Here is a 19,614-nt window from a genome sequence, read left to right as displayed (position 1 = left end):
TGGTTTTGGTATTTCCGCCATTAACTCAACCAAAGTTTAGACACTAGGGACTATGCCTGACCTATTTATAAACGGGAAGTGGGTCGACGCGATCAACGACGCCACCCGAACCGTCCTTGACCCAGCCAACGACCAACCACTGGCCACAGTGGCCGAAGCCGACTCCGACGACGTCAACGCCGCGGTCAAAGCCGCCCGCGAGGCCTTTGATTCCGGCCCGTGGCGACAGACTCCCGCTTCCGAGCGCGGGGACTGTCTGCGCGCCGTCGCCTCCGAATTGCAGAACCGGAAGAGTGAGCTGACCCGCATCGAATCACTCGATACCGGTAAGACGCTCTTGGAAGCGGAAACGGACGTCGACGACATCACCAACGTCTTCCGTTACTACGCCGACATGGCCGATAAGGACTCCGGACGCGTCACCGACACCGGTGTCCCGAACACCGTCAGCCGCATCGTCTACGAGCCGATCGGTGTCTGTTCCCTCATCGCGCCGTGGAACTACCCCCTCCTACAGATGTCGTGGAAGCTCGCTCCGGCACTCGCGGCGGGAAACACGTGTGTCATTAAACCCTCCGAAGTCACCCCACTGGCGACGATCGAATTGGTCAAGATCATCGAGGCCTCCGGAGTTCCTGCCGGAGTGGTCAACCTGGTGCTCGGTGGTGGAGCCACCACCGGCGCTCCCATGACCGAACACCCCGACGTGGACATGGTGTCGTTCACGGGCGGGCTCCACACGGGTAAACGCATCATGGCCGCGGCCGCCGCCGACGTCAAGAACATCGCTCTGGAGCTGGGCGGTAAAAACCCGAACGTGGTCTTCGCCGACGCCGACTTCGAAACGGCGGTCGATTACGCCCTGAACGCTTCCTTCTTCCACTCCGGACAGGTCTGCTCGGCTGGAGCACGACTGATCATCGAAGAATCGATCAAGGACGACTTCATTTCCGCCGTGGCCGACAGGGCTCGGAAGGTCAAGCTTGGACGCGGGCAGGACGAAGGCGTCGAGGTAGGTCCCATGGTCTCGCGGGAGCACCGCGAGAAGGTGGAGAACTACATTCAAACCGCGATCGACGAGGGCGCCACACTGGTCTGTGGCGGTAAACGCCCCGACGACCCGGCGTTGACCGACGGATACTTCCTGGAACCGACCATCTTCGACGACTGCAATCGCGACATGACGATCGTCCGCGAAGAGGTATTCGGGCCCGTTCTATCGGTGGAGACGTTCACGACCGAAGACGAAGCCATCGCGCTGGCCAACGACACCGAATACGGTCTGGCCGGAGGCGTATGGACGTCCGACGCCTCCAAAGCTCAGCGCGTCTCCTCCGCCATGCGCCACGGAACGATCTGGATCAACGACTTCCACCCCTACGTTCCACAGGCTGAATGGGGCGGATTCGGTAAATCGGGTGTCGGCCGCGAGCTGGGGCATCACGGTCTCGACGAATACCGCGAAACCAAGCACATCTGGCAGAACATCAGTCCCGAGCCCATGCGTTGGTTTGAAGGAAAGGACGACTAATGGCGGTCAAGAAATACGATTACATCATCGTCGGAGGCGGTTCCGCAGGCTGCGTGCTCGCCAATCGATTGTCGGAGGACCCCACCAACAAGGTCCTCATGATCGAGGCGGGCCGTACAGACTGGATTTGGGACATCTTCATCCACATGCCGGCCGCCCTGACCCAGATCATCGGTAATCCGCTCTACGACTGGCGCTACGAATCAGAGCCGGAGCCGTACATGGGGGGCCGTCGCGTCTACCACGGACGCGGAAAGGTTCTCGGAGGGTCGTCGTCCATCAACGGTATGATCTTCCAACGCGGTAACCCCATGGACCTGGAACGCTGGGCCGCCGACCCCGGCATGGAGACGTGGGACTATGCGCACTGCCTGCCATACTTCAAGCGGATGGAGAACCTGACCGTCGGTCCCGACGACTGGCGCAGCGACGAAGGTCCTCTGTGGCTGGAACGCGGCCCCGCCGCCAATCCGCTGTTCAAGGCCTTCTTGAAGTCCGCCGAACAGGCCGGCTACCCGATCACTCGGGACGTCAACGGCTACCAGCAAGAAGGTTTCCAGCACTTCGACCGCAACATCAAAAACGGTCGTCGCTGGTCGAGCGCCCGAGCCTACTATCACCCGATTAAAGACCGCCCGAACCTGGAGCTCACCACGCTCTCACGAGTCACCAAGGTCCTTATGAAGGGGAAGCGGGCCGTCGGCGTTCAATATCGCCGAGCCGGTATCAACCACACCGTCTTGGCCGGTGAAGTCGTCCTGTCGGGCGGCTCCATCAACACACCGCAGCTACTACAGCTGTCGGGTATCGGCGACCCCGAACACCTGCAATCGGTCGGCATCAAACCGCGCCATGAATTGCCAGGTGTGGGCGAGAACCTCCAGGACCACCTGGAGGCCTATATTCAACACGCCTCGTCCCAGCCCGTCAGCTACAACCCCATCTACAACCCGCTGTACTACCCGATCATCGGTATGCAGTGGCTGTGGGGTCAACGTGGCCCGGCGGCCACCAACCACTTCGAGGCAGGCGGGTTCGTTCGCGGCAACGACGTCGTGGACTACCCCAACCTGATGTTCCACTTCCTGCCCATCGCGGTCCGTTACGACGGAACCAAGGTGGACGCCAAGCACGGCTATCAAATCCATATCGGACCTATGTACTCCGACGTGCGTGGGGACGTGAAGATCAAGTCCGACAACCCGAAGGAGAAGCCGAGGCTGCGGTTCAACTACCTTTCCACCCCCAACGACAGAAAGGAATGGATCGAGGCCATCCGGGTGGGCCGGGAAATCATGGCTCAGGACGCGTTCAAGGAATACGACGCGGGCGAGCTGAGCCCGGGGCCGGGTGTCCAGAGCGACAAGGAAATCCTGGATTGGGTCGCCAAGGACGCCGAGACGGCCTACCACCCGTCGTGTACGGCAAAGATGGGCGTCGGCGACGACGCGGTCGTCGATCCACTGTCGATGAAGGTTCACGGTCTCGAGGGCCTTCGGGTCGTCGACGCCTCCGCAATGCCGTATCTGACCAACGGCAATATCTATGCCCCGGTCATGATGCTGGCGGAGAAGGCGGCGGACCTCGTTCTCGGCAATACGCCCTTGCCCGCTTCCGACGTGCCGTACTACCAACACGATAAGAGTGCTTCTCAAGGCTAAGTGCCCACGCCCGTGGCCGACCGTCACCGACCGTCGACCACGGGCGGTTCGCTTCTGCGGGGCAACAACTATATAAGGAGCAAAAAGTGCCCGATAATGAGACCGATACCTTGGCCACACCGGCCAATGGAACGGATAAGAAAGACAGAATCAAGCCGGCCGTTTTTTACGGTTCGGCCATCGCCCTAGTACTCTTCAGCCTCTGGAGCATCATTGCCCCCGACGCCGCCAACAACGTGATCGGAACCGCCGTCGGCTGGGTCTCCGAGTACTTCGGCTGGTATTACTTCCTAACCGGAACTCTCGTCGTCATCTTCGTCCTCGTTCTGGCCTTCTCCCGCTACGGCAGGGTCAAGCTGGGACCGGATCACGCCACGCCCGATTTCAGCGTCTTCGCCTGGGCGGCCATGTTGTTCGCCGCCGGTATCGGTATCGACCTGATGTTCTTCTCCGTCGCCGAACCGGTCACGCAATACATGGCGCCACCACAGATCGAAGGGCAGACCGTGGAGGCCGCCCGTGAGGCGATCGTCTGGACATTGTTCCACTACGGGCTCACCGGTTGGGCAATGTACACGCTCATGGGTATCGCCCTGGCGTACTTCGCCTTCCGGCACCAGCTGCCCTTGACCATCCGCTCGGCCCTCTTTCCCATCTTTGGAAAACGCGTTCAAGGCCGTGTCGGAGACGCGGTGGACATTGCCGCCGTCCTGGGAACCACCTTCGGGGTAGCCGTCAGCCTGGGAATCGGTGTCGTCCAGCTGAATTACGGTCTCAATTTCCTCTTCGACCTGCCGCAGAACACGCTGATGCAGGTAGCGATCATTTTGGTGGCGGTCCTCATGGCCACCGCCTCGGCGGTCGCCGGTATCGATAAGGGAATTCGTCGCCTGTCCGAGCTCAACGTCATCCTCGCCATCGGTCTGATGGTCTACATCATGATCGTTGAAGGACCGATCGATCTACTCAACAAACTGGTGCTGAACGTCGGCGACTACGTCTCCATGTTCCCCGGTATGACGCTGGACACTATGGCCTATGATCCCAATCCCGAATGGATGGGACTGTGGACCCTCTTCTTCTGGGCCTGGTGGATCGCCTGGGCACCCTTCGTCGGGCTCTTTTTGGCCAAGATCTCCCGTGGACGCACCATCCGTCAATTCGTGGGTGCGGCCATGATCATTCCGTTCCTCTTCACTTTGATGTTCCTGGCGATCTTCGGTAACGCCGCGATCAACCAGGTACGCGGCGGTGACGAGGAGTTCGGAGAAACCACCATGGCGGTACCCGAGGAGGGCTTCTACAATCTCCTGGCGCAGTATCCGGGAGTCACCTTCATTGCCGGACTGGCGACCTTCGTGGGGCTGCTGTTCTACGTCACCTCGGCGGACTCCGGCGCCATCGTGCTGGGGAACTTCACTACCAAACTGAGCGATCCACGCAAGGATGCCAAGCCTTGGATGCGCATCTTCTGGTCGGTGGTTCTCGGTCTGCTCACCATCGCCATGCTGTTGGTCGACGGAATCACAGCACTGCAAAACGCCACGGTGATCATGGGGCTACCGTTCTCGTTTGTGCTGTACCTGATCGGCTTCGGACTTTGGAAGGCCCTACGAGTGGAATCCCTACGTACCGAAGCCAAGCGGGCCTCCTATCACGCTTCGGTGGCCGAACGTTCCACTGTGGACCGTGGCAGTAGTCGTACGTGGCGGCAACGTGTCAGCCGCACCATGAGCTATCCGGGTAAACGACAGGTCATTCGGTACCTGGAGACCACAGCCCGCCCCGCCTTCGAGTCCGTCGCCAATGAATTGGAGCAGCAGGGCGTGGAAACCCTGGTCACCCAAACCACCTTGGAGTCGACCGGACTGCCCTACCTCGAACTACAGGTGGGCATGGGCACCGAACAGCACTTCGAATACGCCATTCAGCCCGAATCGGCCGAAGTGCCCGGCTTTGCCATGGGTATGGTCTCGGAAACACAGGAATACTGGCGGCTGGAAGTACACCTCACCGAGGGTAACCAGGGCTACGACGTCATGGGGTATACGTCCAACCAGCTGATCAGCGATATGTTGGACCACTACGAACATCACTTGGAGTTCCTGCGTCTCAGCCGAGAGGCACCTGGATCCAATCCGCTTCCCGACGACGTCACCTTCGGTGATCCGGACCTACCGGAAAACAGTAACCACTAGCGAATAGAGGCGAGGGCCGGGCATAGCCCGGCCCTCTTCTACATACGCCGCGACAATTCCTGACGAGCGTTTCTAGTAGCCAACGGTCATAAGGCGTCCCTCCGATTGAGGGCTTTCCACCTCATCCACCATGGCTACGGCATAGTCCTCCATCGTGATGAAGCCACGTCCCTCGGCATCGGTCACCATGTAATCGGTTCCCAATCGGTAGCGTCCCGTACGTTCTCCGGGACGGAACTCCGCAGGCGGACTCATATAGGTCAGCGATTCCACGTCAGAAGCCGCGCAGATTCTCCATTGACGCAGGCTGGCCTCCGGTATGGGGCGAAACTCCGGTTTGACGTAGCGCTCATCCTCCACCACCAGCAGTCCCGAATCCGGCACCCTGAGGCAAGCGGCACCTCCCACCACCAACAGGCGAGTTGCACTCCCCCGCACACCTTCCAGGATGTTCACCATCATCGAATCGTAGGCGTCCTCTTGCCCCAGCGGCGGACGAACCGCATGGACCACAATGTCGTGCATCGCGGCCAAGTCCGCGACCTGATCCGCCGAGGTCGCGTCCCCGATTCGATAATCCACCTTCGCGAGCGCCTCTCTTGGTGATGATCGAACGACTCCGGTGACGTCATGTCCGCGCGTGGTGGCCTCTGCGGCGATACGTGCGCCGGTTTTTCCGTTTGCTCCGAGTACGGCGATTTTCATTGTTCGTTCTCCTTATGCGCTGGCGGGTTCGAGGGTTTTGGTGTCGAGAGCGGGGCGTTGACGTTGTGGGGTGGTTTGGGCGGCCACTGTCGCGGTGATGGCGATGAGGAAGCCGAGTGCCTGCGGGAGGGTGAAGGTTTCTCCTAGGGCGATCCAGCCGACCAGTGCTGCGGTGAGTGGGGATCCTATTCCGAGGAAGGTGAGGGATACGGGGTTGAGGCGGCTGATTCCTCGGAACCAGAGCCAGTAGCCGAGGGCGGTGTTGACGAGTCCGAGGTAGAGGTATCCGAGGAGGTTGACGCTGGTTGGTTCTGGTGGGCTTCCTTCGATGAGGAGGGCGAAGGGTAGGAGCACCAACCCGCCCCAGGTGAGTTGCCAGCCGGCAAGCGCGGCGGGTCCGGTGTTGTGGGGTTGTCCCCAGCGTTTGGTGAGCACGGTGGAGACGGCCATTCCGGCGGCTCCCGATATTCCGGCCAGGACGCCGAGGAGGTCGAGCCGTGCTTCGGCGGTGAGCGATACGAGTGCCACCCCGAATATTCCGGTGATGCCCAGTATCCAGGTTCGGGGGCGGATGTGGCTGCGCAGAATGATGATGCTCGCTCCGGCGGCGGCGAGTGGGCCGACCGCGCTCGCGACGGCGGCGACTCCGCCGGGTAGCCGGTAGGCGGCGATGAAGAGCAAAGCGAAGAACGCGGCGATGTTGAGGGTGCCGATGACCGCTGATTTCCACCACCAGCTTCCTTGAGGGAGTCGGCGGGCGATGAGGACTAGGAGGAGTCCGGCGGGGAGCGCCCGTATGAGGGCGGTGGTGAGGGGGTGGTCGGCGGGAAGGAATTCGGTGGTGACGGCGTAGGTGGTGCCCCACATGACGGGGGCGAGAGCGGTGATGATCAGGTCGATGGGTCGGTTGAGCATGCGGTTTCCTTTCGGTGGCACCGTTTGCCGTGGCGCTGATTTAGCTTCGATTAAACTATCTTAGTACTAAATTAGTTTTATACAAGATACTTAGGGATGAGTCAGCTAACACCGAATGGACCTGGAATCATGGGGGTGTGAATCATTCAGACGCCGTTGACGACATCGTTGCCCAGTGGAATCGTGAACTACCCGATCTGACGACCGACGCCATGGGAACCATCGGACGGCTCCACCGGGTCTCACGGCTGGTGGTCAGTGCCCACCTGGAGGAGATCTTCCGCCTTCACGGTCTGGGGCGTACCGAATTCGACGTGGCCGCTTCGCTGTATCGCAGTGGGGAACCTTATACCTTGTCACCCAAACAAATCGGCTCCACTCTCATGCTCACTTCGGGCGGCCTCACCGGTCGCCTGGACAAGCTGGAACGTTCCGGACTGATCGAACGGCTCCCCGATCCGGACGATCGTCGTGCCCTGCGGGTTCGTCTTACCGAAAAGGGGCGGCAGGCCGTGGAAGGAGCCGTTCGCGACGAGGTGGAATACCTGGACGAGGTCCTGTCTCCGCTGGACGATGCGGAGCGTCGGGAGCTCGATCGTCTCCTGCGTAAACTCCACCGCAGCGACAGGCCGAGTTCCATCTGAAGTGACAGGCCGTCCACACAAAAGAGGCATCGTTGAGATTCGCGTCCAGCGACGCTCAACGATGCCCTACATACGTCTATTCCGTTTTAAGACGACAGCTCTTCCAGAGCCTTCTGCCATCCGCTCTGGTCACGAGCGTCACCGGGCATGTTCATTTCACTGAAACGAACCACGCCCTCCTTGTCGATGACGAAGGTCCCGCGATTGGCCATTCCCTTCTCGTCGTTGAAGACGCCAAAGGCTTGAGCGACCTCGCCGTGCGGCCAGAAATCCGACAGCAACGGGAAGGTGAAGTCTTCACGCTCGGCCCACACCTTGTGAGCGAACGGGGAATCGATGGACACGGTCAGAACCGCGGTGTCGTCGTTGTCGTAATTGGACAGGTTGTCGCGGATTCCGCACAGTTCCCCTTCACAGACACCGGTGAAGGCGAAGGGGTAAAACACCAGCAAGACGTTCTTCTCGCCTTTGAAATCAGAAAGCGACACTTCCTGGTTGTTCTGGTCTTTGAGAGTGAAGGCGGGTGCCGTCTGACCTACTTCGAGTGGCATGCTCGTGCCTCTCCTTCCATTGTCCGGTCATTGCGCATGATTGTCTCTCCCGCCGCCTACGGGTGATCGTCCCTGGCGCACAGAACGTTCATGGGAGAAACAGTCATTTGTTCACCGTATCGCTTCAACGTCGCGGGACCTGTTGTGCATATCGCGAATGACGGGTGCGGCACCGTTGTGAGCTGGATCGAGTTATTCCGGCCGAATTGCTGTGGCCCAGGTCCCATGAACACTGCGATAACGTGGGAGTGCGCGGTAGATTCGACTGAGGATGTAAGAATCTACAGACACCTTGCCTTTATCGAAGACACAGAACCGTCGTTACCTGCAGAGGTGCGCAGGCTCGCCGACGGTCCAGTGGCTTCACGACTCTTAATGAACGAGGTAAAGCCCGTGACAACGGATAACAACCGCTCTGACGTCAGCGATGTGACACCCAACGGTGTACCCGACGCCGACCCGGAAGAGACCAACGAATGGTTGGCCTCACTTGACGGCTTGATCAGCACCGCCGGGTCCGATCGGGCCCGCTACATCATGCAACGATTGATCGATCACGCCGAAGACAAGAAGGTGGATCTCCCGTCGTCTCCGACGGTCACCGATTTTGTCAACACGATCCCGGCCGCGGACGAGCCACACTACCCCGGTGACGAAGCGATCGAACAGCGTATTCAGAACTTCGTCCGATGGAATGCCGCCATGACCGTCCACCGCGCGCAGCGCCCGGGTGTCGGAGTGGGCGGCCATATCTCCACTTATGCTTCGGCGGCCAACCTGTACGAGGTCGGATACAACCACTTCTTCCGTGGACGTCGCCATCCGGGCGGCGGCGACCAGATCTACTTCCAGGGTCACGGCTCGCCGGGGATGTACGCCCGCTCCTATATCGAAGGGCGTCTCACCGAAGACGACTTGGACGGTTTCCGCCAAGAACTGTCGCGTCCTCAGGGCGGACTTCCCTCCTATCCGCACCCGCGCCTGATGTCGAACTATTGGCAGTTCCCCACCGTTTCCATGGGCCTGGGGCCGATCAGCGCGATCAATCAAGCGTGGTTCAACCGGTACTTGCAAGACCGTGGCGTCCGGGACACCTCGGATCAGCGCGTCTGGGCCTTCCTCGGTGACGGTGAGATGGACGAACCGGAGTCGCGTGGAGCCCTGCAATACGCGGCCAACAACAACCTCGACAACCTGACGTTCGTCATCAACTGCAACCTGCAGCGTTTGGACGGACCGGTTCGCGGTAACAGCAAAATCGTTCAGGAATTGGAAGCCACTTTCAAGGGCGCCGGCTGGAACGTCCTCAAAGTCATCTGGGGCCGGGACTGGGACCCGATTCTGGAAGCCGATACGACCGGTGCGCTGCTCAACCTCATGAACACCCTGCCTGACGGTGACTTCCAGACCCTGCGCGCCGAATCCGGCGGCTTCATCCGCGATGAATTCTTCTCGCGCGATCCACGTGCTCTACAACTCGTCGAACACCTGTCCGATGAACAGATCTGGAGCATGAAACGAGGCGGCAATGACGACCGGAAGGTTTACGCCGCCTACCGCGCCGCAGTGGAGCATAAGGGACAACCGACCGTTATCCTGGCCCACACGGTGAAGGGCATGACTCTGGGACCGTCGTTCCAGGGTCGCAACGCCACTCACCAGATGAAGAAGATGGCCATTGACGACATCAAGGGATTCCGCGACACCCTCGGCATGGACATCAGCGACAACGTCATCGAGGAAAACCCCTACACCGTGCCGTACCTGAAACCGGCCGAAGGCAGTGAGGAAGCGGAGTACATTCAGCAACGCCTCGCTGATCAAGGTGGACATATTCCCGAGCGGCGGACCACGCACATTCCGCTGTCGCTACCCGGAGATTCCGCGTATAAGGCGGCCAAACGCGGATCGGGTAAGCAGAAGGCGGCCACGACCATGGCGCTGGTTCGCGTTCTCAAGGACCTCATGAAGGACAAGGAAACCGGCAAGCGCTGGGTTCCCATCATTCCCGATGAGGCACGTACCTTCGGTATGGACGCCATGTTCTCCACCAACAAGATCTACTCCAGCGTCGGGCAGAACTACACGCCGGTGGACCGTGACCTGTTCCTGTCGTACAAGGAGTCCAAGCAGGGTCAGTTGTGGCACCAGGGCATCAACGAAGCCGGATCGATGGCGGCCTTCACCGCCGCCGGTACGTCCTATGAGACGCACGGCGAACCGATGATTCCCTTCTACATCTTCTACTCTATGTTCGGATTCCAGCGGACCGCCGACTCGATCTGGGCCGCCACCGACCAGATGACCCGTGGTTTCCTCGTCGGAGCCACCGCCGGTCGGACCACGCTGAACGGTGAGGGTCTACAGCACGAGGACGGCCATTCCCTATTGTTGGCGCACACCAACCCGGCTGTGCGGTCCTATGATCCGTCGTATGGCTACGAAATCGGCCACATTATGCGCGACGGCTTGGAGCGAATGTACGGTGAGACGCAAGAAAACGTCATCTACTATCTGACCGTCTACAATGAGCCGATCGAACAGCCCGCTGAGCCCGAGGACGCTGATCTCCAGGGAATCCTCAAAGGTATACACCGCGTCCGCGCCAACGACGCGGACGGCCCCAAGGCTCAGATCCTCACGTCCGGTTCGGCCATGCCGGCGGCGCAGAGGGCCGCCGACCTCCTGGCGGCAGAATGGGGCGTCTCGGCCGACGTCTGGTCGGTCACGTCCTGGGGTGAATTGAACCGTGACGCCATGGACGCCGAGAACGAGGCCCTGCGCCACCCGGACCGCGAGCGCCGCACGCCGTTCGTGACACAGCAGCTGTCGCAGGCATCGGGACCGTTCGTCGCCGTCACGGACTATCAAATCGCCGTGCCGGACTTGATCAGCCGGTGGGTGCCGGGAGACTATACGTCTTTGGGTACCGACGGTTTCGGACATTCCGATACGCGCGGTGCTTTGCGTCGGCACTTCAACATCGACGCGGAGTCGACCGTGGTCGCGGTATTGCAGCGTTTGGCGGCCGCCGGTGAAGTGAAGCCGGAGCTGGCCGTTCAGGCGGCAGAGCAATACAAGATCACCGACCCGACAGCGGCGGATGCCGGTGAAGCCGGGGGCGATTCCTAGCGACTACTTTCGCCGTTGAAAAGGGGGTCACGACAATGATCGTGACCCCCTTTTCAACGGCGAGACACGTTAAACGTCCAACACTATCGTTCCGTCCGCCCGACTTACACACGGGTAGAACGCCCGGTTCTCACTTGGTCCGTCGATGCCGTCGGGATGAAGCGGGTCGCCTTCGATGACCGGCACCTTGCAGGTTCCACAGATTCCTGTGCCGCAGGAGCTTTCTATGGCGACTCCTGTCTCGTTCAGAGCGTCGAGAGCAGTGGATTGGGCCGGAACGTTGATGATCGTGTTCTGCTTATCGGTCTGGATATTGAATTCGTGGCGTTCTCGGTTCGTGGTGGAGCCGTTGAATTGCTCGGTGTGGAGCTCAAGGTCGGGGCGCAGGGTCGTGGCAAAGTCTCGTAGGTTATGCAGCAACGCAGCCGGACCGCAGCTGTAGATCCCGGTACGGGACGGTTGTCGGGACAGCAGTTCGATGAGGTTCGGTCGGGGCCCCGCGCTCGTGCAGTACAGGCTGACCCGGCCCGGCCATCGGCCATAGAGTTCGTGAGCGTAGGCAAGCGACGTCGGTTGTCGGGCGGTATACACCAGTTCCCAGTCAAGACCCAGCTCGTCTACTTGCTCCACCATGGTCAACAGCGGCGTTATACCGATTCCACCGGCCACGAACACGTATTTGGGATGAAGTCGCAGTGGAAAGGCATTGCGGGGCGGGTCGATGGTCAACTCGCTTCCTTCCGGCAGGTGGTGCACCTCCTGAGATCCTCCTCGGCCGCCTTCGTCCCGCAGGACCGCTATGCGGTAATACGTCCGATCGCGAGGTGACGAGCAGAGGGAATAGTGACGAGTTCGCCCCGACGGGAGGTGGACGGCAATGTGGGCGCCGGGCGTGAACCGTGGAAGCAACCGGCGGTCAAGACCGACGAGTTCAAGTGACTGAATTGTGGACGTCAAACCGTACTTCCGACGAACACGGACGGGAATCCGATTGCCGACACCTCGATCGACTGGTGCAGAGGGGGTGCGGACGGTTCCCCACGGCTTCAGGTAGGAAACCGTGGCCGCACATAGCAGGAGGGCGAATACCCCCGTCGAGCCCCACAGCAGTGAGTCCAGCGCCTGGGTCGCATGCGGCGAGGACTCGCCCGATGTGGTGGCAAGATAGCGGATGGAGGTACGAAGGACGAACAACCCGAACACGATGACCGAACCGGTTATCGCGAGCTTCAGAAGTATCCACCAGTATTTCACCAGTCCCCATGGAGTGCATACGCTCAAGGCAACGCCTGTCAGGAGGGTCAATACCGAGATTGCTCCGGTTCCTACCCCACCAAGCGTATTGAAGTAATACAGGACTTCATATACTCCAGCCGCCGTGGAGGTGTTACTGGACAGTTTGGCATGGAGGGCCAGGAGCGCGACGAATAGTACATATGTCAGCCAGACCATGGCACTGACGACGTGCAACAAAGTGAGCAGGCGTTTTATTCGGGGAGACAAGGTGATACGTACATTCACGGCAATCTCCTACTGCGGCATGGACAAAAACTAACACTAATGTTAATTAAATAATAAATGAAAGCAATACCCTATAGGGGTATATAATAAGTCCACTTAGTCCAGAAGTAATGTACATAATACCTTGTCACAGTAGATAATAACTATTAGTTAATATAGTTTCTATATTTAGAATCGATCTATTCAACGACCCTCATATCAATGATGTGCTGCGAATTTGACACAAAAAAATCCGGATACCCCTGTCATTAGACGAATCCTTCACAGAGATATCCGGAGTGCGGCCGGCAGAAGCAAACGGTCAACACGGCTCAGTCAAACCCAAAGCAATTGTGGCGATTCGCCGGTACGGCACACTCTCAGACCTGACCGTACGTGCTACGGCATGGCCAAAGAGTAATACTGCCCGTGTTACCAGCAAAAACCTTCATACCAAACATTCCAGCCTGAAGCCGCGAGCGCATTACCGTGATGCGGCAGTAGAGCTGCCTGAAGGTTCAGGAAGAAAAAGACTACTACACAAACCACATGGCAAGTGGCGAGTTTCGACCGAAGCGAAGAAGCGGTAGAGGCGCCTCTGCCGTTCAACGAGCTCAACCACCGCACATTTCCCACAGATATGCCAACTGGCGAGCCGCTAGCAGCGCGCGCAGCGCGTGCGCAGCGGCGGTAGAGCTGGAGAGGAGCTCAGGTTGTTCCAGGTACTGCAGATTTGCGCGAGGAGGATTCGTCGCGACCTTCAGGTCGTGAGAATCCCCCACAGCGCAAATATGGAGTACCTGGGGCAACCTGAGCGGTCACTTCCTACTCCTCTTCTTCTTGGTCGGCAATCTGCTTGCGAACGTCGTCCATGTCGAGTGCCTTCATCTGCCCAATCAGATCTTCCAAAGCTTCAGAGGGAATCGCGCCCGGGTTGGAATACAGCAGGATGCCTTCCCGGAACGCCATCAAGGTCGGGATGGACTGAATGTCGGCGGCGGAGGCGAGCTCCTGCTGCGCTTCGGTGTCGATTTTCCCGAAGACAATATCCTCGTGGTCCTCACTCGATTTCTCATAAACCGGTGCGAACTGTTTGCACGGACCACACCATTCGGCCCACCAGTCAACCAACACCATGTCCTTGGTCGTGATGATCTCTTCAAAGTTCTCTTTGGTCAATTCAACGGTTGCCATTTAGTGACTCACTTTCGTTTAATTCGATAAAACAGCATTCAAGTAGTACCACCCGCGAAACGAAACTGACGGCGCTTTCATTCCATCCAAGAGCGGTCGGCAAGAACGACGGGGATTCTCACGTGCTTCGGAGCGGATCGTTCGCGAATGGTATCGACAGCTTGACTTACTGTCAAACACCACCGCCAGGATCGCTCGCGCCACTCAATGTGGCGTTACATCGACCTGAAAAGGCGAGCACACCGCGTTTTCGGGCGTTTAACCGGGACGGCCCGCACGGTCGTCAACGGCGTCTGGCACGCTATAGGGTATGGACTTGGCGGCAACAATTCACAATATTGAGCGCTCTTCCTCGGCACTCTCCACTCAATCGGTCGCGCAGATGCACGAACGTCTGTCGTGGTTCCGCGATCTTCCCGAACAACAACGCACCATGGTGACGGTGGTGGCCGAGGCAGGGGTCAACCAGTTTTTGCAGTGGTTGCGCTCTGAGGGCCAAGACCTCGGCTCGTCTGACGAAGTCTTCGAAGCGGCTCCGGTACGGCTGGCGCGGGCCATTAGTCTGCAGCAGACCGTGGCGCTCATCCAGATTGTCATCGACGTCGTCGAAGAGCAGGTACCTCAATTGGCCGCCGAGGGCGAGGAGGCCGCTCTACAGGACGCCGTTCTGCGCTTCTCCCGAGAAATCGCCTTTGCCGCCGCCCGTGTCTACGCGCGCGCCGCCGAAACACGCGGTGCGTGGGACGCTCGACTGCAGGCGATGTTGGTCGACGCCCTCCTGCGCGGCGATGCCGGGGACGACCTCATGGGTCGCGCCGCCGCCTTGGGATGGTCGGAGACGAAGTCGGTCACCGTCGTCGTCGGTAATTCGCCTGGAGGCGAGGCTTCGCTCGTACTACACTCGGTGCAGCGTGCCGCTCGTCGGCACGGGCTCGACGTACTCGCCGGTGTACACGGCCGTCGCCTCATCGTTCTCCTCGGTAACGCCGACAACCCGACCGTCGTCGTCGACGAGGTCCTGGGGCTGTTCGGTGACGGACCGGTGGTCATCGGACCCACCGCCAACGGTTTGAGCGAGGCCACCGAGTCCGCTTCCGCAGCGGTAACCGGACATCGGGCCGCCGTGGCGTGGCCGGAGGCGCCGCGTCCGGTGCACGCCAACGAGCTGCTCCCCGAGCGAGCCATCGCGAGTGACGACAATGCGCGACGTCAGCTGCGCGACGGGGTGTATCTCAAACTGAAGCGCTCCGGGGGCGAACTGTTGGAAACCATGGACGCCTTCGTGTCGAGCGGAGGTGTGCTCGAGGGGGCGTCCCGGGAGTTGTACGTCCACCCCAATACCGTCCGGTACCGTCTGAAGCGCATCGAAGAGGTCACCGGATTCAACCCTTCCAAGCCGCACGATAACTTTGCCCTGCGTGTGGGATTGGCCATAGGGCGTCTGGGAACGAACCAGACACCCGGTGCTAGCAGCAGTTAAACCCGGCACTTAGAGGATGCCTACAAACTTCTTCGTAGGTTTCAGTAGATCAGGAGTTTCGGTTTTCACGCGATTGTGGGCGACAATCGAAACGTGTTTGCCATACTCGCGCCCGGGCAGGGAAGCCAGAAGCCCGGATTCCTCAAGCCATGGATAGAAGCCGATGCCGAAGTCGAACAGCGTCTACGCCGTTGGTCGGAACAGATTGGAATCGACCTGATTCATCTGGGTACCGAGGCCGACAACGCTGAGATCACCGACACGGCCAATACCCAACCACTGTTGACCGCCGCCGGTCTGATCACCTCCGAGGGACTCCCCATCCCCGACATCGGGGCACTCGCCGGTCACTCGGTCGGTGAAATCACCGCCGCCGCGCTCGCCGGCGTCCTCACCGCCGATGAAGCCGTGCAGTTCGCCGCGGTTCGAGGCCGAGAAATGGCCCGAGCCTGCGGGAACGAACCGACGACGATGGCAGCGGTCATCGGCGGGCGAGAGGCCGACGTCCTCGCCGCGATCGAAAAAGCGGACGCCTATCCGGCGAACCGTAATGGAGCCGGTCAGATCGTGGCGGCCGGTTCCACCGCCGCCATCGAAACGCTCACCGCCAACCCGCCGGAGAAGGCCCGCGTCATCGGGATCAAGGTCGCCGGAGCGTTCCACACCCCGTACATGAAGCCCGCGCAGGCCGCCTTGGAACAGTTCGCCGGGCAATTGGCGCCACAGGATCCGAAACGTCCGCTATTGTCCAACCGCGACGGTACAGTCGTCACGTCCGGCTCTGAAATGCTGGAACGGCTCGTGGCTCAAGTGACCGCGCCAGTGCGCTGGGACGCGTGCATGGATACACTGGTAGGTATGGGGGTCGACGCCGTCGCCGAACTCGCTCCGGCCGGTACGCTCACCGGGCTGGCGAAACGGGGCATGAAGGGCGTAGAGCGATTCAACGTCAACACCCCCGCCGATTCCGCAACGGTCAACGCCCACCTCCAGGGCATCAAAGGAGAATAGTGGCTACACAGTTCGCACGTGTCGTTGGCATCGGCCATTACCAGCCGGAGAGAGTCCTCACCAATGCGGACCTCGCGGACCTGGTCGATACCTCCGACGAGTGGATCACCTCCCGGGTTGGGATCAAGGAGCGCCGGATCGCGGCCAAGGACGAAATGGTCGCCGATATGGCCATCCGCGCGTCGCAGGACGTGCTGGACAAGTACGGCTACAGCGCGGAGGACATCGACTCGGTGTACGTCGCCACCACTTCGGCCATCGACCGCTCCCCCAATACCGCATGTCGTGTGGCGCACGCGCTGGACATTCCGTCCGGACCGGCCGCCATCGACATCAATACGGCATGTTCGGGTTTCGAATACGCCGTCGGCCTGGCCAATGACGGTATCCGTGCCGGTTCCGCCAAGCGCGCCTTGGTGGTCGGTGTTGAAAAACTCACCGACTTCACCGACTGGGACGACCGGTCCACCTGTGTCCTGTTCGGTGACGCCGCCGGAGCCGTGATCATGGAGGGCACCGACGATCCCAGTACGGCCGTCGGTGACACCGTATGGGGTTCACGTCCGGAAATGAGCGATGTGATTCGCATCGAACACGACGTCCCGTTCATCAAACAAGCGGGTCAAACCGTTTTCCGGTGGGCTACCACTTCCTTGGCTCCCTTGATCGAGGAGACCGCAAAACGTGCTGGAGTCGAAATCAAGGACCTGGCCGCGTTCGTGCCTCATCAAGCGAACCTTAGGATAATTCAGGGCATTGCCCGCCGATTGGACTTCAATGACAACTGCATTGTCGCTGAAGACATCATCTACTCCGGCAACACGTCATCAGCCTCCGTGCCCATGGCGTTGTCGAAGATCGTAGAGTCAGGATCGCTCAAAACCGGCGACCCGATCCTGTTGTTCGGGTTCGGTGGAGGGCTTACCTACGCCGGGCAAGTCATCTACTGCCCCTAAATATACAAGTGAGAGGAAACCCAATACATGTCGAAAAACAGCCCAGAAGAACTTCGCGAAGGTCTCTCCGACATTCTCGAAGAGGTCGCCGGTGTCAACCCGGATGACGTCTCCGAGGACAAGTCTTTCACCGACGACCTGGACGTGGACAGCCTGGCCATGGTCGAAGTCGTAGTGGCGGCCGAAGAGAAGTTCGGCGTCAAGATTCCCGACGACGAGGTTCAGAACCTGAAAACCGTCGGTGACGCCGTCAAGTACATCACCGAGCACCAGGAGTAATTCACTCCGTGCGATTGCGAGGCTTGTTCTCGCCGTCGAAACACGAGAACAAGCCTCCGCGATGGCCTCGCAATGCATTGATTGCAACTACAGCGTAAAGGGTTAATCTTGTCAGAAATAGTCGTCACAGGTCTCGGAGCCACCACTCCTTTGGGAGGGAACGCCACCGAGACGTGGGAATCACTCACCTCCGGTCGATCCGGGGTTCGGGCGCTCGAATTCGACTGGGTGGAGGACATGCCCAGCAAGATCGGTGCGACCCTGGCAGTAGAGCCGTCCGAAGTACTTCCACGGATTCGGCTACGTCGGTTGGACCGCTCCGAACAACTCGCGCTCATCGCCTCCGGTGAGGCATGGGAAGACGCCGGGCTTGGCGACGATCTGAATCGCGAACGACTCAGCGTGGTATACGGTTCCGGCATCGGCGGCGTGCAGACCACCCTGGAACAGGACGACATCCTGGAGCAGAAGGGCCCCCGCCGGGTTTCCCCGTTCACCGTGCCGATGTTGATGCCCAACGGTCCCGCCGCCTGGGTCGGTCTCGAATACAAGGCCCTCGCCGGGGTACACGCCCCCACGAGCGCCTGCGCCACCTCCGCTGAGGCCATTGCCTGGGCCGCCGACATCATCCGCTCCGGTCGCGCTGACGTGGCGATCGCGGGTGGCACGGAAGCGGTCATCGCTCCCCTGCCGTATGCGGGCTTCACCACCATGAAGGCCATGTCGACGCGCAACGACGAGCCCACCAAGGCCTCGCGCCCCTGGGATCGCGACCGTGACGGCTTTGTCATGGGTGAAGGCGCCGGTGCGCTCATTCTTGAGACGAGGGAGCACGCCGAAGCCCGTGGTGCGCGTATTTACGCTGTACTCGGTGGTAGTGGAATGACCTCTGACGGCTATGACATCGTCGCCCCGGATCCCGAAGGCACCGGGGGCGGGCGCGCCATGCGCATGGCCATTGAGCAGGCCGGAATCGAGGCGTCGCAAGTCGGCCACGTCAACGCTCACGCGACCTCGACGCCGATCGGCGATATGGCCGAAGTCAAGGCCGTCAACTCAATCATCGGCGACCACGTGCTACTAAGCAGCACGAAATCCATGACCGGTCACCTTCTCGGCGCCGCCGGCGCGGTGGAATCGATCGCTTCGGTCCTGGCCATCTACAACGGCCTTATTCCGCCCACTTTGAACCTCGACCATCCTGACGAGGATCTCAACCTCGAGGTCGTCACCGGCGAGGCGCGTAAGGTCGACCTGGAAGCGGTCATCAACAATTCATTCGGTTTCGGTGGCCACAATGCCACCTTGCTGTTCCGCAAGGCGCAGTAACACGACCGTCGACTTACCTCCGGTGCGGGAATGCCCGCACCGGATTTTTTAGGCCTTAATGGAACGTCGGTTCGCAGTCGACGGGAAAGTTCACCGAATTGGCGATGAAGCACTGCCGGTGAGCCTCCACGTGTAGCGCTCCCGCCTTGGCTCGCAACTGCAGGTCCGCATTGGTCGATTCGGCCAGGGTCACGACGGGGCGTAGCAAGGCTCGGGTGAATCGGCCACCCTCACGACCGGTCTCCATCGTTCCAAGCGCCTCATCGTGATAGGCCGTCACCACGACTCCCTGCTGCGAGCACAACGCCAAATAGGACATCATGTGGCACTCAGAGAGAGACGCCAACAGCAGTTCCTCGGGGTTCCACCGCTCGGCACTACCGCGAAAACTCGGATCCGCACTGCCCCGCAGCGTCGGTTTCCCGGCCGCCGCTATCGTGTGGTCACGCTCGAAGGAACGATAGCTGCGTGTTCCCTCACCGGTGTTTCCGGTCCACGTGACGGTCAAATCGTACTCATGCTTCATGA

Annotated in this window: 15 protein-coding genes and 1 pseudogene; 10 read left to right on the top strand and 6 right to left on the bottom strand. The window is 60.1% G+C overall.

The window, feature by feature from the left end; all coding sequences use genetic code 11:
* The first annotated feature begins 52 nt into the window (after positions 1 to 52).
* The 3 genes from HALAL_RS0112015 to betT all read left to right on the top strand — a co-directional run bounded on the left by HALAL_RS0112015 (position 53) and on the right by betT (position 5,390).
* Complete coding sequence (locus tag HALAL_RS0112015) at positions 53 to 1,531, top strand: aldehyde dehydrogenase family protein (RefSeq protein ID WP_025274242.1); 1,479 nt, start codon at positions 53 to 55, stop codon at positions 1,529 to 1,531.
* Positions 1,531 to 3,192, top strand: a complete 1,662-nt coding sequence (gene betA / locus HALAL_RS0112010) for a choline dehydrogenase (protein ID WP_025274241.1) — start codon at positions 1,531 to 1,533, stop codon at positions 3,190 to 3,192. Before HALAL_RS0112015 ends, betA begins: the two co-directional genes overlap by 1 nt.
* A gap of 86 nt (positions 3,193 to 3,278) precedes the next feature.
* A complete protein-coding gene (gene betT / locus HALAL_RS0112005) occupies positions 3,279 to 5,390 on the top strand; it encodes a choline BCCT transporter BetT (RefSeq protein WP_025274240.1) in 2,112 nt (703 codons plus the stop codon).
* Positions 5,391 to 5,462: 72 nt separating this feature from the next.
* Here the strand turns inward: betT and HALAL_RS0112000 are convergent, their stop codons facing one another.
* Positions 5,463 to 6,095, bottom strand: a complete 633-nt coding sequence (locus HALAL_RS0112000; protein ID WP_025274239.1) for an NAD(P)-dependent oxidoreductase — start codon at positions 6,093 to 6,095, stop codon at positions 5,463 to 5,465.
* Between the two features lie 12 nt (positions 6,096 to 6,107).
* On the bottom strand, positions 6,108 to 7,010 hold the full coding sequence (locus HALAL_RS0111995) for an EamA family transporter (protein ID WP_025274238.1): 903 nt from the start codon (positions 7,008 to 7,010) through the stop codon (positions 6,108 to 6,110).
* Positions 7,011 to 7,147: 137 nt separating this feature from the next.
* Here HALAL_RS0111995 and HALAL_RS0111990 point away from each other — a divergent pair, with 137 nt between their 5' ends.
* Positions 7,148 to 7,654, top strand: coding sequence for a MarR family winged helix-turn-helix transcriptional regulator (locus HALAL_RS0111990; RefSeq protein WP_025274237.1), 507 nt, complete (start codon positions 7,148 to 7,150; stop codon positions 7,652 to 7,654).
* 86 nt (positions 7,655 to 7,740) lie between these two features.
* On the opposite strand, the gene HALAL_RS0111985 is transcribed toward HALAL_RS0111990, so the two are convergent.
* Positions 7,741 to 8,205 (bottom strand): peroxiredoxin, encoded by a 465-nt coding sequence (locus HALAL_RS0111985; RefSeq protein WP_025274236.1) that lies wholly within the window; start codon positions 8,203 to 8,205, stop codon positions 7,741 to 7,743.
* Positions 8,206 to 8,598: 393 nt separating this feature from the next.
* Between HALAL_RS0111985 and aceE the strand changes: the two genes are divergently transcribed.
* Positions 8,599 to 11,337, top strand: coding sequence for a pyruvate dehydrogenase (acetyl-transferring), homodimeric type (gene aceE, locus HALAL_RS0111980; RefSeq protein ID WP_025274235.1), 2,739 nt, complete (start codon positions 8,599 to 8,601; stop codon positions 11,335 to 11,337).
* Between the two features lie 69 nt (positions 11,338 to 11,406).
* On the opposite strand, the gene HALAL_RS17745 is transcribed toward aceE, so the two are convergent.
* Together HALAL_RS17745 and trxA are read right to left on the bottom strand one after the other, a co-directional pair.
* The gene (locus tag HALAL_RS17745; RefSeq protein ID WP_025274234.1) at positions 11,407 to 12,858 is read right to left on the bottom strand and encodes a PDR/VanB family oxidoreductase; all 1,452 of its coding nucleotides are present in this window, start codon (positions 12,856 to 12,858) and stop codon (positions 11,407 to 11,409) included.
* A gap of 804 nt (positions 12,859 to 13,662) precedes the next feature.
* Positions 13,663 to 14,031 (bottom strand): thioredoxin, encoded by a 369-nt coding sequence (trxA, locus tag HALAL_RS0111970; protein WP_025274233.1) that lies wholly within the window; start codon positions 14,029 to 14,031, stop codon positions 13,663 to 13,665.
* A gap of 310 nt (positions 14,032 to 14,341) precedes the next feature.
* Here trxA and HALAL_RS0111965 point away from each other — a divergent pair, with 310 nt between their 5' ends.
* From HALAL_RS0111965 to fabF, 5 genes and pseudogenes are all read left to right on the top strand, one after another.
* Entirely contained in the window at positions 14,342 to 15,511 is a 1,170-nt protein-coding gene (locus HALAL_RS0111965; RefSeq protein WP_025274232.1) for a PucR family transcriptional regulator, read from the top strand.
* A gap of 93 nt (positions 15,512 to 15,604) precedes the next feature.
* Positions 15,605 to 16,477: pseudogene (locus HALAL_RS0111960) on the top strand (ACP S-malonyltransferase); the annotation flags it as partial.
* A gap of 44 nt (positions 16,478 to 16,521) precedes the next feature.
* The gene (locus HALAL_RS0111955; RefSeq protein WP_025274230.1) at positions 16,522 to 17,478 is read left to right on the top strand and encodes a beta-ketoacyl-ACP synthase III; all 957 of its coding nucleotides are present in this window, start codon (positions 16,522 to 16,524) and stop codon (positions 17,476 to 17,478) included.
* Between the two features lie 27 nt (positions 17,479 to 17,505).
* On the top strand, positions 17,506 to 17,757 hold the full coding sequence (locus HALAL_RS0111950; protein WP_025274229.1) for an acyl carrier protein: 252 nt from the start codon (positions 17,506 to 17,508) through the stop codon (positions 17,755 to 17,757).
* 108 nt (positions 17,758 to 17,865) lie between these two features.
* Positions 17,866 to 19,086: a beta-ketoacyl-ACP synthase II gene (gene fabF, locus HALAL_RS0111945; protein ID WP_025274228.1), complete on the top strand. Its 1,221-nt coding sequence runs from the start codon at positions 17,866 to 17,868 to the stop codon at positions 19,084 to 19,086.
* Positions 19,087 to 19,141: 55 nt separating this feature from the next.
* Here the strand turns inward: fabF and HALAL_RS0111940 are convergent, their stop codons facing one another.
* Positions 19,142 to 19,612: an OsmC family protein gene (locus tag HALAL_RS0111940; RefSeq protein ID WP_029767851.1), complete on the bottom strand. Its 471-nt coding sequence runs from the start codon at positions 19,610 to 19,612 to the stop codon at positions 19,142 to 19,144.
* Between the last annotated feature and the right edge of the window lie 2 nt (positions 19,613 to 19,614).

Source organism: Haloglycomyces albus DSM 45210 (genome assembly GCF_000527155.1).
Taxonomy (GTDB): Bacteria; Actinomycetota; Actinomycetes; order Mycobacteriales; family Micromonosporaceae; genus Haloglycomyces; species Haloglycomyces albus.
This window is presented reverse-complemented; position numbering and strand designations above follow the sequence as displayed.